The sequence below is a fragment of the Brevundimonas sp. GW821-FHT12E07 genome (genome assembly GCF_058807035.1).
The window spans coordinates 402,563-418,079 of record NZ_JBXAQH010000001.1 but is presented as its reverse complement, the minus strand read 5'-3'; the positions used below and the strand labels follow the sequence as shown (position 1 = coordinate 418,079).

General features: G+C 67.5%; 15 protein-coding genes. 10 read left to right on the top strand and 5 right to left on the bottom strand.

The window, feature by feature from the left end:
• The first annotated feature begins 110 nt into the window (after window positions 1-110).
• Complete coding sequence (locus AC1ROD_RS02065; protein ID WP_492946599.1) at window positions 111-536, top strand: hypothetical protein; 426 nt, start codon at window positions 111-113, stop codon at window positions 534-536.
• A 69-nt stretch (window positions 537-605) separates the two neighbouring features.
• Here AC1ROD_RS02065 and hslV read toward each other — a convergent pair whose 3' ends face one another.
• Window positions 606-1,178, bottom strand: a complete 573-nt coding sequence (gene hslV / locus AC1ROD_RS02060) for an ATP-dependent protease subunit HslV (protein ID WP_492946598.1) — start codon at window positions 1,176-1,178, stop codon at window positions 606-608.
• 202 nt (window positions 1,179-1,380) lie between these two features.
• On the opposite strand from hslV, the gene AC1ROD_RS02055 reads away from it, so the two are divergent.
• Window positions 1,381-1,788 carry a BLUF domain-containing protein gene (locus AC1ROD_RS02055; RefSeq protein WP_492946597.1) on the top strand — a complete coding sequence of 136 codons (408 nt, stop codon included), beginning with the start codon at window positions 1,381-1,383 and terminating at the stop codon, window positions 1,786-1,788.
• 29 nt (window positions 1,789-1,817) lie between these two features.
• Window positions 1,818-2,573 (top strand): HesA/MoeB/ThiF family protein, encoded by a 756-nt coding sequence (locus AC1ROD_RS02050; protein WP_492946596.1) that lies wholly within the window; start codon window positions 1,818-1,820, stop codon window positions 2,571-2,573.
• Here AC1ROD_RS02050 and AC1ROD_RS02045 read toward each other — a convergent pair.
• Both AC1ROD_RS02045 and AC1ROD_RS02040 read right to left on the bottom strand, forming a co-directional pair.
• Complete coding sequence (locus AC1ROD_RS02045) at window positions 2,564-3,052, bottom strand: GNAT family N-acetyltransferase (RefSeq protein ID WP_492946595.1); 489 nt, start codon at window positions 3,050-3,052, stop codon at window positions 2,564-2,566. The two genes, AC1ROD_RS02050 and AC1ROD_RS02045, sit on opposite strands and share 10 nt — an antisense overlap.
• Window positions 3,053-3,054: 2 nt before the next feature.
• Window positions 3,055-4,041 (bottom strand): 2-hydroxyacid dehydrogenase, encoded by a 987-nt coding sequence (locus AC1ROD_RS02040; protein ID WP_492946594.1) that lies wholly within the window; start codon window positions 4,039-4,041, stop codon window positions 3,055-3,057.
• A gap of 67 nt (window positions 4,042-4,108) precedes the next feature.
• On the opposite strand from AC1ROD_RS02040, the gene AC1ROD_RS02035 reads away from it, so the two are divergent.
• From AC1ROD_RS02035 to rlmN, 6 genes are all read left to right on the top strand, one after another.
• Window positions 4,109-4,714 (top strand): SH3 domain-containing protein, encoded by a 606-nt coding sequence (locus AC1ROD_RS02035; RefSeq protein ID WP_492946593.1) that lies wholly within the window; start codon window positions 4,109-4,111, stop codon window positions 4,712-4,714.
• 91 nt (window positions 4,715-4,805) lie between these two features.
• Entirely contained in the window at window positions 4,806-5,330 is a 525-nt protein-coding gene (gene fabA / locus AC1ROD_RS02030) for a 3-hydroxyacyl-[acyl-carrier-protein] dehydratase FabA (RefSeq protein ID WP_492946592.1), read from the top strand.
• 86 nt (window positions 5,331-5,416) lie between these two features.
• Window positions 5,417-6,646, top strand: a complete 1,230-nt coding sequence (fabB, locus tag AC1ROD_RS02025; protein WP_492946591.1) for a beta-ketoacyl-ACP synthase I — start codon at window positions 5,417-5,419, stop codon at window positions 6,644-6,646.
• A 139-nt stretch (window positions 6,647-6,785) separates the two neighbouring features.
• Entirely contained in the window at window positions 6,786-7,580 is a 795-nt protein-coding gene (locus AC1ROD_RS02020; RefSeq protein WP_492947722.1) for an enoyl-ACP reductase FabI, read from the top strand.
• Between the two features lie 10 nt (window positions 7,581-7,590).
• Complete coding sequence (locus AC1ROD_RS02015) at window positions 7,591-8,796, top strand: benzoate/H(+) symporter BenE family transporter (protein ID WP_492946590.1); 1,206 nt, start codon at window positions 7,591-7,593, stop codon at window positions 8,794-8,796.
• Window positions 8,797-8,850: 54 nt separating this feature from the next.
• Entirely contained in the window at window positions 8,851-10,017 is a 1,167-nt protein-coding gene (gene rlmN, locus AC1ROD_RS02010) for a dual-specificity RNA methyltransferase RlmN (protein WP_492946589.1), read from the top strand.
• 12 nt (window positions 10,018-10,029) lie between these two features.
• Here rlmN and argJ read toward each other — a convergent pair whose 3' ends face one another.
• Window positions 10,030-11,448, bottom strand: coding sequence for a bifunctional glutamate N-acetyltransferase/amino-acid acetyltransferase ArgJ (argJ, locus tag AC1ROD_RS02005; RefSeq protein ID WP_492946588.1), 1,419 nt, complete (start codon window positions 11,446-11,448; stop codon window positions 10,030-10,032).
• On the bottom strand, window positions 11,445-12,347 hold the full coding sequence (locus AC1ROD_RS02000; RefSeq protein ID WP_492946587.1) for a peptidylprolyl isomerase: 903 nt from the start codon (window positions 12,345-12,347) through the stop codon (window positions 11,445-11,447). The genes argJ and AC1ROD_RS02000 overlap by 4 nt, the downstream gene beginning before the upstream one ends.
• A gap of 313 nt (window positions 12,348-12,660) precedes the next feature.
• On the opposite strand from AC1ROD_RS02000, the gene secA reads away from it, so the two are divergent.
• Window positions 12,661-15,516, top strand: coding sequence for a preprotein translocase subunit SecA (gene secA, locus AC1ROD_RS01995; RefSeq protein ID WP_492946586.1), 2,856 nt, complete (start codon window positions 12,661-12,663; stop codon window positions 15,514-15,516).
• Window position 15,517 lies beyond the last annotated feature (1 nt).

Sequence of the window (15,517 nt, the reverse complement as noted above, 5' to 3'; positions counted from 1 at the left end):
GGCCTGCTCGCCCCTCGGGCGAGCAGGCGTGGCGGTATGGAGCGTTCCGGGATATGTATCGTTAAGAAGCGCGGCCGTTAGAGCGGCCTTCGCTCGCGAGGACCGCTGTCATGCTGATCGCCCTGCCCCTGCTGCTGATCCCGGTGGTGCTCTACAACATCGTCATCCTGTTCGGGGCCACGGGCGGGGGCGGCATGGCCGAGGCGGACGCCATCCTGCGCGATCCGCTGTTCTCGGTGCCGATGACCTCGGGCGCCAACTGGAACGTCGGCGTGGGCGACATGATCCTGTTCCTGTCGCTGATCCTGCTGTTCTTCGAGCTGCTCAAGTCGACCTCCAGCCAGAAGGTGGCGATCGTCAATCACGCCCTGTCGCTGATCGTCTTCGTAGTCTGCCTGGTCGAGTTCCTGCTGATCCGCGGCTTTGCGACCTCGACCTTCTTCCTGATCCTGACCATGGTCATGCTGGACGTCCTAGCCGGGTTCATCGTGACCATCATCGCGGCGCGCAAAGACCTCGATTTCGGCGGCGCCTGACGTCAAATCGGATCTCAACAACGACGCGCTCGAGCAGCGAGACGCCGCGCGTCGAGCGTTAGCGCGCTCCTAGGGTAAGGTTTCGACCGTCAGATTGCCGTTGGTGTAGACGCAGATGCTGGCCGCGATGGCCATGGATTTGCGCGCGATGGCCTCGGCGTCGAGGTCGGAGTTCTCCAGCAGGGCGAGGGCCGCCGACAGGGCGTAGTTGCCGCCTGAACCGACCGCCGCGACGCCATGTTCCGGCTCCAGCACGTCGCCGACGCCGGTAACGGTGAAGATGGAGTGGGCGTCCGCCACCAGCAGCATGGCCTCCAGCCGACGCAGATAGCGGTCGGTACGCCAGTCCTTGGCGAGGTCAACACAGGCCCGGGCCAGCTGGTCCGGATACTGCTCCAGCTTGGCCTCCAGCCGCTCGATCAGGGTGAAGGCGTCAGCCGTGGCGCCGGCGAACCCCGCCAGCACCTTGCCGCCCGCCAGAACCCGGACCTTCCTCGCCGCGCCCTTGACGATGGTCGGGCCCATAGAGACCTGGCCGTCGCCGGCGATGACGGTTTTGCCGTCCTTCCGGACCGCGAGAATGGTGGTGCCGTGCCAGCCGGGACCGGTGTTTTCGGACGAGTGCGCGTTGAAATCGTTCATGGACATCAGATGGCGTCGCGGGGTCGATCCATCAAGCTTGGGCATAAGATTCCAACCTGAACGCCGTTCAGTCATATTTTCGACCCATGTCACCGGTATCAGTCAAGCTTGTAGTGCCGTAGCGTCCCCGATAGCGTCCCCAAGCGTCCTTGCCGCGTTCCCCCGCGCGGCTCCCCCCGCACCCCAGACGAAAGGCCTCGCCGTGTTGCAGCGCGCGATCTATGTCAGTGACGCCGTCGGCACCGCCGGCAGCTCGATCCTGTCGATCGCCCAGATTCTGGGGGCCTCGGACATCAACAACCGCCGCGACGAACTGCGCGGCCTGCTGATCTTCCACCGCGGCCAGTTCATGCAGCTGATCGAGGGCTCGCGCACCGATCTGGACCGTCTGCTGACCCGGCTGCGGGCCGATCCGCGCCATGAGAATATTCGCATGCTGGTCGATGAGAACGTTATCGGCGACCCGGTCGGCGTCTATCCGATGGCCCGCGTTCCGGTCGACGGCAAGGTCGCGGCCATGATCGGCGACCGCCCGCTGGACTGCCTGTCCCTGCCCCAGGTCGAGACCCTGTTCACGACGGCCGCCGAAACCCTCGATCTCGCGGCCTGAAGCCTGACAATCCGTGCGGCGACGCCTAGATGTCGGCCGTGGCCCAATTTTCCGATAATGAAGTCGAGCGGTACGCCCGCCACCTGATCCTCTCCGAGGTCGGGGGGCCGGGGCAGCAAAGGCTCGCCCGCGCCCGGGTGCTGATCGTCGGCGCCGGGGGCGTCGGCGGACCGGCCGCCCTCTATCTCGCGGCGGCGGGGGTGGGGACGATCGGCATCGTCGACGCCGACAGCGTCTCCCTGTCCAACCTGCAGCGTCAGATCCAGTTCGCCACCGCCGACGTCGGCCGCCCCAAGGTCGAGGCCGCCGCCGAACGGCTGACCGGGATCAATCCGCACATCACGGTCCGCACCCACGCCGAGATGCTGACCGCCGGGACGGCCGCGCGCCTGATCGCCGACTATGATCTGGTTCTGGACGGGACCGACGACTTCCCGACCCGGTTCGCCGTCAATGCGGCCTGCGTCGCGGCCAGGATTCCGCTGGTCTCGGGCGCGCTTGGGCGCTGGGACGGACAGGTCGCGATTTTCGAGGGTCGACCCTGCTATCAATGCCTTGTCCCCGAGACGCCGCCGGACGCCGAGACCTGCGCCCGCGTCGGCGTGGTCGGGGCTCTGGCCGGGCTCATCGGCGCCATGGCCGCTCTCGAGGCGATCAAGCGGATCACCGGCGCCGGAGAGCCCCTGACCGGCCGACTGATGCTCTATGACGGACTGAACGCCACGGCCCGAACCGTGAGGATCGCCGCTGACCCCCACTGCCCGGTCTGTTCGCCTCACCGCTGAAGCGGCTTTTCCCAGAACTGCGCCTGGCCCATCTCCGGGTCGAGCGCATAGCCGGCGAAACCGAGCGACAGATAGAGCGCCCTGGCGGGATGATTGCCCTCCAGAACCTCCAGCGTCAGCTTGCAGCAGCCACGCTCGACCGCGATCGCTTCGACCAGCGCCAGCATGCGCCGCGCGAGGCCCAGGCCCCGGTATTCCGGCAGAACCGCGACGTCATGGATGTTGAACAGGGGCGCGCATTTGAAGGTGGAGAAGCCCTCGAAGACATTGACCAGCCCCGCCGGGGCGCCGTCGACGAAGGCCAGCACCGAAAGGGCGTCCGGACGCGCCGAAAGCGCCGGGATCAACCCCTCGCGCACGGCCAAGCTCAATGGATGATTCCCGCCCATCGGGTCCCGGGCATAGGCGTCCAGAAGATCCACGACCGCCGCCGCATGGACCGGATCGGCATAGTCGGCGCGAAGGACCTCGATCGCCATCCTCAGAGCATGGCCGGGATGACGCGGTCCGGCGGGCGATGGCCGTTCTGATAGGTCATGACGTTCAGGATCACCCGGTCGCCCATATCCTGACGCGCCTCCAGGGTCGCCGAGCCGAGGTGGGGCAAGAGGACGACATGAGGATTGCCGATCAGGCCGGGATGGATGGCCGGTTCGTTCTCGAACACGTCCAGACCGACGCCATAGAGGCTGCGCCGCGCCACCGCATCGGCCAGGGCCGCCTCGTCGATTAGTTCGCCGCGGGCGGTATTGATCAGGATGGCGTGCGGTTGCAGCCGCGCCAGCCGTTCGGCTGACAGCAGGTGATGGGTGTCCTTCGTCGCCGGGCAGTTGAGGGAGATGACGTCCATACGGGCGATCATCTCGTCCAGATCATCCCACCAGGTCGCCCCCAGCTCTTCCTCGATGCGGGGGCTGACAGCCTTGCGGTTATGATAGTGGACCTGCATGCCGAAGGCCTTGGCCCGGCGCGCCAGGGCCTGGCCGATCCGGCCCATGCCGACGATGCCGAGGCGCTTGCCCCACAGTTTGCGGCCGCACATCCAGGTCGGGGTCCAGCCCTCGAACTTGCCTTCCGCGACGACCTGCGCGCCTTCGACGATGCGGCGGCTGACGGCCAGGATCAGGCTCATGGCCAGGTCGGCGGTGTCCTCGGTCAGCACGCCGGGGGTGTTGGTGACGATGATCCCGCGCGCCACGGCGGCGTCGATATCGATATGGTCCACCCCGGCGCCGAAATTGGCGATCATCTTCAGCTGGTCGCCGGCCCCGTTGATCAGGGCGGCGTCGATCTCGTCGGTGATGGTCGGGACCAGGACGTCGGCCCTCTGCACCGCCGCCTCCAGCGCCGCCCGGTCCATCGGACGGTCCTTGAGATTCAGCTCGGCGTCGAAAAGCTCGCGCATTCGCGTCTCGACCGCGTCCGGCAGGCGTCTGGTTAATACGACCTTAAGCTTGGAGGACGACATGAGAGCCTTAAGGTTTCACCATGCGCCGGTCCCGAGGGGCGGCGCCGGACGCGACGGGTCGACAAGGGTGTCTAGCAAAGCTCAGTCCGGGTTCCAAAGCCCTGTAGCCGGATTCCTCCGCCGGGCGGTCCCGGTCGCGGGGGCGATCGCCCTGTCGCTGGGTCTGGGCGGCTCCCTGAGCGCCGGCGCAGAGCCGACCGCGACCATGCCCGACGGCCGGCCGACCCCGACGCGTCAGCCCGTGCCGCGCTGGCTCACGCTGAAGGCCTCGGAGGTCCGCGCCCGCTCCGGTCCCGGCCTCGACTACCATATCCTGTGGGAATACCACGCCGCCGGTCTGCCGGTTCAGGTGATCGCCGAGACCCTGGAGTGGCGCAAGATCTGCGATCCCGACGGCGCCGTCGTCTGGGTCCACCGCAGCGTGGTCCGTTCGCGCCGCAGCGCCTTCAACGCGACGGCGCAGGAAATTCCGATCCGCTCGAACCGGTCGGAGACGGCCTCGGTCCGCGCCCGGTTGTCGCCGCACGCCATTGTCTCGCTGGACGAATGCGAGGACGGCTGGTGTCACGTCGGCGGCCGCAAGGTCCACGGCTGGGTGCCGCAGGCCGCCGTCTTCGGCGGAGCGACACAACCCCTGTGCGATGCGCGCCGCCCGGCCGGCCCCCGTCCCTGAGAATCGGGCCGTAAACCTCGCGGATAATTGGACGGTTGAGCCTGCTCTCAGGCTCGTGTAACCCCGGCGCCACATATTCGGAGTTCCACCCTTGAGCCAGTATCCGTCGTCTTTCGATCATGCCGCCCTGCTGGCCTCGGGCCGCGGCGAGCTGTTCGGACCCGGCAACGCCCAGCTGCCGGCCCCGCCGATGCTGATGTTCGACCGGATCGTCACGATCAACGATAACGGCGGCGAGCACGGCAAGGGCTATGTCGAGGCCGAACTCGACATCCATCCCGACCTCTGGTTCTTCCAGTGCCACTTCATCGGCGACCCCGTCATGCCGGGCTGCCTGGGCCTCGACGCCATGTGGCAACTGGTCGGCTTCTACCTCGGCTGGATCGGCGGCCCGGGCCGCGGCCGGGCGCTGGGCGTCGGCGAGGTCAAGTTCACGGGTCAGGTGACCCCGGACGTCAAGCGCGTCGTCTACAAGATCACGCTCAAGCGGGTCATCAACCGCAAACTGGTCATGGGCATCGCCGACGGGGTTCTCGAAGCCGACGGCGTCCCCATCTATACGGCCACGGACATGCGGGTCGGCCTGTTCGGCGCTAACGAAGCCGCCAAGGGCTGAGTTAGAAGTCGCCTGACGGACATAACCGCGACGAACGCGGAGCCCGCTCCAGACCGGGGCGGGTGAAAGACAAGAGGAAATACAGCATGCGGCGTGTTGTCGTTACCGGGCTGGGCATCGTCTCCTCCATCGGCGATGGCGCCGCGGAGGTCACCGAATCGCTGCGCAACGCCAAATCCGGCGTCGTGGCGGCTCCCGACCACATCAAATACGGCTTCCGGTCGCAGGTCTGGGCGCCGCCGTCGATGGGCGTCACCGCCGAGGACTGGGCCCCGCGCGTGGATCGCCGCGCCGCCCGCTTCCTGGCCAACGGCACCGCCTGGGCCCAGATCGCCTTCGAAGAGGCCCTGGCCGATTCCGGCATGACGGCCGAGGAAATCCGCGACGACCGCATCGGTGTGATCGTCGGCGAGGGCGGCCCCTCGACCCAGGTCATCCTGCAGGCGGCCCAGACGACCATCGAGAAGATGTCGCCCAAGCGCGTCGGCCCCTTCGCCGTGCCCAAGGCCATGGCGTCCGGCCCCTCGGCCGTGCTCTCGACCTGGTTCCAGATGCGCGGGATCAACTATTCGATCTCCTCGGCCTGCGCGACCTCGGCCCATTGCATCGGCGCGGCGATGGAGCAGATCCAGCTGGGCAAGCAGGACGTGGTCTTCGCCGGCGGCTGCGAGGACATCGACTGGTCGATGTCCAACATGTTCGACGCCATGGGCGCCATGTCGTCCGACTACAACGAGACCCCCGCCGTGGCCTCGCGCGCCTATGACGCCGCTCGCGACGGCTTCGTCATCGCCGGCGGCGCCGGCATCGTGGTGGTCGAGGAATACGAACGCGCTGTGGCGCGCGGCGCGAAAATCTACGCCGAGATCGTCGGCTACGGCGCCAACTCGGACGGCTATGACATGGTAGCCCCCTCGGGCGAGGGCGCCGAGCGCTGCATGAAGATCGCCCTCGACATGGCCGGCAATCCGAAGATCGACTACCTGAACCCGCACGGCACCTCGACGCCGGTCGGCGACGCCAAGGAAATGGCGGCGGTCCGCAACGTCTTCGGCGACAATCTGCCGATGATCTCCTCGACCAAGTCGCTGACGGGCCATTCGCTCGGCGCGGCGGGCGCCCAGGAGGCGATCTACTGCCTGCTGATGATGGCCAACGACTTCGCCGCCGAAAGCGCCCACATCGAAAACCTCGATCCCGAGTTCGAGGGCATGCCGATCCTGCGCCAGCGCCACGATGGCCCGCTGACGCATGTCATGTCCAACAGCTTCGGCTTCGGCGGCACCAACGGCACCCTGATCTTCTCGAAGGTCTGAGACGTTACCCTCTCTCGCGAGAGGGTTCCGTCACGGCGCCCCGCCTGCTAACCCTCGGGCAAATCAGGCCTCAAGCAGCGCTGCGCGCGGTAGGCCGCAAAGAGGAGATCGATCCATGGCCGCTGAATCCGCCTGGAACATGCCGACCGGCGAACTGATGAAGGGCAAGAAGGGCCTGGTCATGGGGGTGGCGAACGCCAACTCCATCGCCTGGGGCATCGCCTCCCAGCTGGCCGCCCAGGGCGCCGAACTGGCCTTCACCTATCTCGGCGAGGGTCTGGAGCGTCGCGTGCGCCCGCTGGCCGAAAGCGTCGGCGCCAAGCTGCTGATCCAGGCCGACGTCACCGACGACGCCTCCATGGACGCCGCCTTCGCCGAGCTGGAAAAGGAGTTCGGCACGATCGACTTCGTCGTCCACTCGGTCGCCTTCGCCAACAAGGACGAGCTCAAGGGCTCCTTCATCGAGAACACCTCGCGCGACAGCTTCCTGCTGGCGATGAACATCTCCTGCTTCAGCTTCGTGGACGTGGCCAAGCGCGCGGCGAAGATCATGCCGAACGGCGGGTCGATGATCACCATGACCTACCTCGGCTCGGAACGCGCCATCCCCAACTACAACACCATGGGCGTGGCCAAGGCGGCGCTGGAAGCGGCCACCCGCTACATCGCCCGCGACCTGGGTCCCAAGGGCATCCGCGTCAACGCCATCTCGGCGGGCGCCATGCGCACCCTGTCGCTGGCCGGCATCTCGGGCGGCCGCGGCATGATCGCCCAGGGCCGCGCCATGTCGGCGATGAAGGAGGACACCTCCATGGAAGGCGTCGCCGGCGCCGCCCTGTGGCTGTGCTCCGACCTCGGCTTCTCGACCACCGGCGAGGTCATCCACGTCGACGCCGGCTTCCACATGATGGGCCTCGCGGGCGACGAGGAGTAGTCTCCGCCTCATGACGGCTCAGCCAGCCGAGCGCTCTTTCCCGCCCGTCTCCGCCTTCACGGCCGCCGCCGTCGGGACCATCATCGGTTTCGGCGGCACAGTCGCCCTTGTCGTTCAGGCCGGGCAGACGATGGGAGCCTCGCCGGTTCAGATCGTTTCCATGGTGATCGCGCTCTGCCTCGGCATCGGCCTGCCGGGCCTGCTGCTGAGCTGGCGGCTGAAGATTCCCGTCATCCTCGCCTGGTCGACGCCGGGCGCGGCCCTGCTGGCGGCCTCGGCCCTGGGTCACAGCTGGCCGACGGCGATCGGCGCCTTCGTCATCGCCGGCCTGATGATGATCGTCGTCGGCCTGATCCCGGCGCTGGGCCGGCTGGCGGCGAAGATCCCGGCTGCGGTGGCCTCGGCCATGCTGGCGGGGGTGCTGCTGCCCTTCGTGATCAAGCTGTTCCTCGTCTTCCCGACCGATCTGGCGCTGGCCGCCGGTCTGGTCGCGGTCTTCCTGATCGCACGCCGGGTGGCCCCGACCTGGGCCCTGCCTCTGGTGCTGGTCGGCGCCTTCGCAGCTCTCGCGGTCCGGGGCCAGATCGCCCTGCCGCCGGGGACCGGCCTGTTCGGAACCCTGTCGCCGGTCGTCCCGCATTTCGACCTCAAGGCGGCCGTCAGCCTGGCCATACCCTTGTTCATGGTCACCCTGGTGTCCCAGAACCTGCCCGGACTGGTGGTGCTGAGAACCGCTGGATACGCCCCGCCTGCCGGGCCGCTGCTGCTCTCGACCGGCGCCGCGACCGTGCTTCTGGCGCCCTTCGGGGCCTACGGGATCAATATGGCGGCCATCGTGGCGGCCATCTGCACCGGTCCCGAGGCCCACCCCGACCCGCAGCGCCGCTGGATCGTCGGCGCAGTCTACGGCGGCCTCTATCTGATCGTCGCCCTCTTCGCCGCGCCTCTGGCCGGGCTGTTTATCGCCATGCCGCACGGGACCCTGGCTTTGATCACCGGTCTGGCGCTGGTCGGACCGCTGCTGGGCGCGCTCGGCGGGATGCTGGGTGAGCCACAGGATCGCGAGGCCGCAATCCTGACCTTCGCGGCGACCGCCTCGGGTCTGGCCCTGTTCGGCATCGGCTCCGCCTTCTGGGGGCTGGTCGTCGGCTTCGCGGCCCTCGCGGTTGGGCGCTGGGTGAAGCCCCCGGAGCCCCGGATGCGGGCCACGCCTTAAATCCAGCGCGATCTGTGGTATAAGGCGCGTTCCCTTCGATCAGGATATCGTCCCTTGAGCATCACGCTCGACCTCTCGCGCGCCTCGATGCCCGCCTCCACGGCCCCCGTCAACCTCGCCGGTCTGACGCGCGACGGCCTGCGCGAGGCCCTGATCGCGGGCGGGGTCTGTGCGCCCGAGAAGGCCAAGATGCGGGCCACCCAGATCTGGCGCTGGATCCATCACCACGGGGTCACCGACTTCGCGGCAATGACCAATATCGACAAGGACACCCGGGCCCGGCTGGAGGCGTCCTGCACCCTGGCCCGCCCCGAGATCGTCGAGCGACAGGTGTCCAAAGACGGCACCCGCAAATATCTGATCCGCACCGCCCCGGGCATCGAGATCGAGGCGGTCTACATTCCCGACGTCGGCCGCGCGGGCGCCCTGTGCGTGTCGTCGCAGGTCGGCTGCACCCTGAACTGCACCTTCTGCCACACCGGCACCCAGAAACTGGTCCGCAACCTGACCGCCGCCGAGATCGTGGCCCAGGTCCAGGTCTGCCGCGACGATCTGGAGGAGTGGCCGTCCCCCTCCGAGGACCGCCGCCTGTCCAACATCGTCTTCATGGGCATGGGCGAGCCGCTCTACAATCTGGACGCGGTGTCGGACGCCATCGACATCATCTCGGACAATGAGGGCATCGCCCTGTCGCGCCGCCGGATGACCGTCTCGACCTCGGGCGTCGTGCCCCAACTTCAGGCGCTGGGCGACCGGACCCAGGCCATGCTGGCGATCAGCCTGCACGCCACCAACGACGATCTGCGCGACGTCCTGGTGCCCCTGAACAAGAAGTACAACCTCGAACAGCTGATGGCCGGCATCCGGGCCTATCCCGGCCTGTCCAACGCGCGCCGGGTGACGTTCGAATACGTCATGCTGAAGGGCGTCAACGACAGCCCCGCTGAAGCCAGGGCGTTGGTCAAGCTGATCGACGGCATCCCGGCCAAGGTGAACCTGATCCCGTTCAATCCCTGGCCCGGCACGGACTACGAATGCTCGGACTGGAAGACCATCGAGGTCTTCGCCGCCATCCTGAACAAGGCGGGCTTCGCCAGCCCCATCCGCACCCCCCGCGGCCGCGACATCCTCGCCGCCTGCGGCCAGCTGAAGTCCGAGAGCGAGAAGCTGCGCGCCTCGGCGCTCAGGAAGGCGGAACAGGCGGCCGAAGAGGCGGCCTGACGCCGGCCCGGACTAGCTCCGGTAGTCCCCGTTGATCTCGATGTAGCCCTTGGTCAGATCGCAGGTCCAGACGGTGGCGGAAGCCCGCCCGGCGCCCACGTCGACGGTGATGTCGATCTCGGGGTTCTTCATATAGGCCGTCATCTTCGCCTCGTCGTAGTGGGGCGAAGGGGCGCCGTCGATGGCCGCCTGATGGGGGCCGAACTTGATGGCCAGGGCGTCGCGGTTGACCGGCTCCTCGGTCTTGCCGACCGCCATGACCACCCGGCCCCAATTGGCGTCCTGACCGGCGATGGCGGTCTTGACCAGGGGGCTGTCGGCGATCGACTTGGCCAGCTTGCGGGCCGAGGCCGGGCTGGCGGCGCCGTCGACGGTGACCTTGACGAACTTGGTCGCGCCCTCGCCGTCGCGGACCAGCTGGTGCGCCAGATCCAGCATCACCTTGTCCAGCGCCGCCGAGAAATCCTTCAGACGCCGGTCACCGACCCGGCCGATGCGCGGCGCGGTCGAGGCGCCGGTCGCGAACATCAGGCAGGTGTCGTTGGTCGAGGTGTCGCCGTCGACCGTCACCGAGTTGAAGGTCGTGCGAACGTGCAGACTCAGGAGGGCGCGCAGCACATTGGGATGGATGTCCGCATCGGTGACGATGAAGGCCAGCATGGTCGCCATGTCCGGGGCGATCATGCCTGAGCCCTTGGCGATGCCGGCGATGCGGACCTTCTCGCCCTCGATCATGGCCTCGGCGTAGGAGCCCTTGGGGAAGGTGTCGGTGGTCATGATGCCGCGCGCGGCCAGCGCCCAGGCGTCGGCGTCCAGACGGCTTTCGACGGTCGGCAGCTGGGCGGCGATCTTGTGATCGTCCAGCACCACCCCGATGACCCCGGTCGAGGCCAGCATGACGTCGCGCTGGCGGCAGCCGAAGCGTTTGGCGACCTCGGAGGCGGTGCGGCGGGCGGCGTCGGCCCCGGCCTTGCCGGTGAAGGCGTTGGCGCAGCCGGCGTTGACCACCAGGGCCCGCACGTCCTTGCCGCCTTCATCGGAATCGAGATGGCGCTTGCACCAGTCCACCGGGGCCGAGCCCACCTTATGCTTGGTGAAGACCCCGGCGCAGGTCGTGCCGCGCGCGAAGCGGAACACCACCAGATCGTCGCGCTCGTGCTTGTAGAAGCCGGCGCGGGCCGTGGCGATCTCGACCCCGGCGATGGGGGGAATGGTCGGGAAGGGTACGGCCAGGGGCGAGACCTTGAGGCCGGGCTTGCCGGGCGCGGGCGAAGAGACGGGCGCGGCCGGCGCTGCGGGAGCCGTGGCGCGCTTCAGGGCCGAGGCGAGCGGATCCAGCGCCTTTTCAATGGCGTGTTCGATCTTCTGGCCGGTGGAGGCCTTGGCGGACGTCTTGCCGGCGGCGGGGGGCGAAACGGGGGGCTTGCTCATGATTTCGGCGCTCCGGGCGTTCGGGGCGCCGTCGGGGGAGAGGGATTGGCGGACGGCGCAGGAGCGGGAGCCGAGGCGGGTTCCTCCGCCCCGTTGGGCGCCGGTTCGTCGGCCAGAAGGATATTCACCTTGGCCTTGCCGCGAAGCTGCTCCAGCAGACGGCGCACGCCTTCATAGGTCAGATAGCGCACGATCTGGGGACGGGCCTGTTCCAGCGTCGGCGGGCTCTCCTTGCGCCGGTCCTCGACCCGCAGCACGGCCCAGCCGCCGTCGGTCTGGAACGGGCCGACGGTCGAACCCGCCGGGGCGTCGCGCAGCGCGTTGGCATAGGCCTGGGGCATGACATCGACGGTCGAATAGCCGAGGTCGCCGCCCGAGAACCGGGTCGCCTCATCGATCGACCGCTCCTGGGCCACCGCCGAGAAGGCCGCGCCCTGATTGAGGATGCCGATCACCGCATCGGCCTCGGGCTTGGTCCGCGACAGGATCAGCCGCACGCGGATCTCTTCCGAGGTCTTCGCCAGCTTCAGCTGCTCCTGGTACAGGGTCTGGACGGCCTGGTCGTTGATGCGGCCATTGACTTCGTTCTCGACCAGCATGTCGCCCATGATCCGCTCCTGCGTCGCCTTGAGGCGGCGCTGGGCCAGGATCGAATTGTCGAGGCCGCGGCGTTCAGCCTCCCTGGCCAGCAGCTTCTGGTCGATAACCTCGTCCAGCACGCGCCGGAACAGGTCGGAGGTCACGTCCAGCGGCTCGCCTTCGCCGACCAGGCCCTGCGCCACCGCCTCGCGCTTGACGTCGGAGGCCCAAATGGTCTGGTCCTGCACCTTGGCCACGGCCCGATCGCCGGGCTCGGGCGCACGATCGGCGTCATTGCCGCCACCGCAGGCGGCGACCATCAGAAATCCCGTGAAAGCGATCAGCGTCAGAGGGTTGCGCGAAAGACGCCTTGTACGAAAAACGGACAAAGGGGGCTACTCCGTCCCGGGCTGAAATGCCCCTCGCGTTGACAGGGGTAAGGCCGGTGCTTAAGTCCCGGCTGCGCCCAAGTCGAGGGGTTTTCGATCGTTCGCGCGGCCCTCGCGCGCGCCTTGTTCAGGCGCACCGGGCCGCCGTCGGGTCTGGCCCCTCTCGCGGCGTTGTCGCCGCCTGTCCGGAACCTTTCCGGACCCTGTTCAGAGCCTTCAGACGCTCGACGCCTTCGGATCGCTTATGCTCGGCTTCGCCAAGAAACTTTTCGGCTCTTCCAACGACCGCAAGGTCAAGGATTTCCTCGCCCGTGTTGAGAAGATCAACGCCCTGGAACCCAGGTACGCGGCGCTGAGCGACGACGAGCTGCGCATGATGACCCAGACCTTCCGGGATCGTCTGGCGGGCGGGGAATCCTCGGACAAGATCCTCAACGAAGCCTTCGCCGTCGCGCGTGAAGCCTCCAAGCGGGTGCTGGGCCAGCGTCAGTACGACGTGCAGCTGGCCGGCGGCATGATCCTGAACGAGGGCGGCATCGCGGAGATGCGCACCGGCGAGGGCAAGACCCTGGTCGCCATCGCCCCCGCCTATCTGAACGCCCTGAGCGGCAAGGGCGTCCACGTCATCACCGTCAACGACTATCTGGCCCGCCGCGACGCGGAATGGATGGGCCGGGTCTATCGCTTCCTCGGCATGGAAGTGGGCGTGATCGTCAACGGCCTGTCCTCGGGCCAGCGGCAGTCCGCCTATGCGGCCGACATCACCTACGGCACCAACAACGAGTTCGGCTTCGACTATCTGCGCGACAACCTGGTCTATGACCGGGCCGAGATGGTCCAGCGGCCGCACAACTTCGCCATCGTCGACGAGGTCGACTCGATCCTGATCGACGAGGCCCGCACGCCCCTGATCATCTCCGGCCCGACCGAGGACCGTTCGGATCTCTACAAGATCCTCGACGGCGTGGTGAAGGAGCTGATCAAGGACAAGACGACCTACGACCTCGACGAGAAGCAGAAGCAGGCCCTGCTGACCGAGGAAGGCTCCGAGAAGATCGAGCAGATCCTCGAGGAAGGCGGCCACTTCGCCGAGGACACCACCGGCCTCTATGACGCCGCCAACGTCAGCCTGGTGCACCACATCAACCAGGCCCTGCGCGCCAACACCCTGTACACGCGCGACAAGGATTACATCATCAAGGCCGGCGAGATCGTCCTGATCGACGAATTCACGGGCCGGATGATGACCGGCCGCCGCCTGTCCGAAGGCCTGCACCAGGCCATCGAGGCCAAGGAGGGCGTGCAGATCATGCCCGAGAACCAGACCCTGGCCTCGGTCACGATCCAGAACTACTTCCGCCTCTACGAAAAGCTGTCCGGCATGACCGGCACGGCCGCCACCGAGGCCCAGGAGTTCGGCGACATCTACAAGATGGACGTCCTGGAAGTCCCGACCCACCGCCCGGTCCAGCGCATCGACTACGACGACGAGGTTTATCGCACCGAGCGCGAGAAGAACGAGGCCATCGCGCGCCAGATCGCCGAATGCCACGTCAAGGGCCAGCCCATCCTGGTCGGCACCGTCTCCATCGAGAAGTCCGAGCAGCTGTCGGCCATGCTCGACACCTATGAGTACAAGACCGAGGTCTCGCGTTCGCTGAAGCCCGAGTTCGCGGGCAAGGCCAAGGAAGCCGAGAAGCTGGGCGACGCGGCTTACGACATCGTCTGGAAGACCGAGTTCAAGGGCATCCCCCACTCGGTTCTGAACGCGCGCCAGCACGAGCAGGAAGCCTTCATCGTCGCCGACGCCGGCCTGCCGGGCGCCGTGACCATCGCGACCAACATGGCCGGCCGCGGCACCGACATCCAGCTGGGCGGCAACCTCGAGATGCGTCTCGAGAAATGGCGCCTCGACCAGCGCAACATGGGCGTCATGGTCACCCCCGAGGACGAGAAGGCCGAGGAAGTCCGCCTGAAGGCCGACATCGCCGTGCACAAGGCCGCGGCCCTGGCCGCCGGCGGCCTGTTCGTCCTAGGCACCGAGCGCCACGAAAGCCGCCGGATCGACAACCAGCTGCGCGGCCGCACCGGCCGTCAGGGCGACCCCGGCACCTCGAAATTCTTCCTCTGCTGCGAGGACGACCTGCTGCGCATCTTCGCCGGCGACCGTCTGGACTCGATCATGCGCTCCTTCGGCGTCGCCGAGGGCGAGGCCATCTCGCACCCTTGGCTGAACCGCGCCGTCGAGACCGCCCAGAAGCGCGTCGAGACCCGCAACTACGACATCCGCAAGAACCTGCTGAAGTACGACGACGTCGTGAACGACCAGCGCAAGGCGGTGTTCGAACAGCGTCAGGAGTTCATGGATTCCGACGATCTGTCGGAACTGGTCGGCGAGTTCCGCCAGGACGTCGTCACCGACCTGGTCGATCGCTACATGCCGCCCAAGGCCTATGCCGAGCAGTGGGATATCGACGGTCTGGACGAGAAGGTCCGCACGACCCTGGGTCTGGAAGTGCCGCTGCACGACTGGGCCGCCGAGGAAGGCGTGTCGAACGAAGAGGTCGAGGAGCGGCTGCAAGCCGCCGCCGCCGCCCGCGCCGCCGAACGTCTGGAGCTGGTCGGCGAAGGCCAGACCCGCGGCATCGAGAAGCAGTTCCTGATGCAGCAGATCGACATGTCGTGGCGCGAGCACCTGGTCCATCTGGACCACCTGCGCGGCGTCATCGGCCTGCGCGGCTATGGCCAGCGCGATCCGCTGAACGAGTACAAGACCGAAGCCTTCTCCCTGTTCGAGAACCTGCTGCACGAGCTGCGCCACAACGTCACCCGCTGGCTGATGACGGTGGAGTTCCGCTTCGAGGCCCCGCCGCAGATGGAGATGCCCGAGTTCCGGGAAATCCACCTGAACCCCGGCACCGGCGAGAACGAGATGGGCAATCCCTATGCCCAGAACCCGGAGCAGCAGTTCACGGGCGACGACCGCTCGCGCCTGCCGGTCGAACTTCTGCCCGTCGGCTGGGAGCGCACCTCGCGCAACGCCGACTGCCCCTGCGGCTCGGGCCGCAAGTTCAAGCACTGCCACGGCAGCCTGATCTGAC

Bases quoted from the DNA above. Each gene is read 5' to 3' on its own strand.
- AC1ROD_RS02065 (WP_492946599.1), top strand. From the start codon at position 111: ATGCTGATCGCCCTGCCCCTGCTGCTGATCCCGGTGGTGCTCTACAAC.
- hslV (WP_492946598.1), bottom strand. From the start codon at position 1,178: ATGAACGATTTCAACGCGCACTCGTCCGAAAACACCGGTCCCGGCTGG.
- AC1ROD_RS02050 (WP_492946596.1), top strand. From the start codon at position 1,818: ATGTCGGCCGTGGCCCAATTTTCCGATAATGAAGTCGAGCGGTACGCC.
- AC1ROD_RS02045 (WP_492946595.1), bottom strand. From the start codon at position 3,052: ATGGCGATCGAGGTCCTTCGCGCCGACTATGCCGATCCGGTCCATGCG.
- AC1ROD_RS02040 (WP_492946594.1), bottom strand. From the start codon at position 4,041: ATGTCGTCCTCCAAGCTTAAGGTCGTATTAACCAGACGCCTGCCGGAC.
- fabB (WP_492946591.1), top strand. From the start codon at position 5,417: ATGCGGCGTGTTGTCGTTACCGGGCTGGGCATCGTCTCCTCCATCGGC.
- AC1ROD_RS02020 (WP_492947722.1), top strand. From the start codon at position 6,786: ATGCCGACCGGCGAACTGATGAAGGGCAAGAAGGGCCTGGTCATGGGG.
- AC1ROD_RS02015 (WP_492946590.1), top strand. From the start codon at position 7,591: ATGACGGCTCAGCCAGCCGAGCGCTCTTTCCCGCCCGTCTCCGCCTTC.
- argJ (WP_492946588.1), bottom strand. From the start codon at position 11,448: ATGAGCAAGCCCCCCGTTTCGCCCCCCGCCGCCGGCAAGACGTCCGCC.
- AC1ROD_RS02000 (WP_492946587.1), bottom strand. From the start codon at position 12,347: ATGGTCGCCGCCTGCGGTGGCGGCAATGACGCCGATCGTGCGCCCGAG.
- secA (WP_492946586.1), top strand. From the start codon at position 12,661: ATGCTCGGCTTCGCCAAGAAACTTTTCGGCTCTTCCAACGACCGCAAG.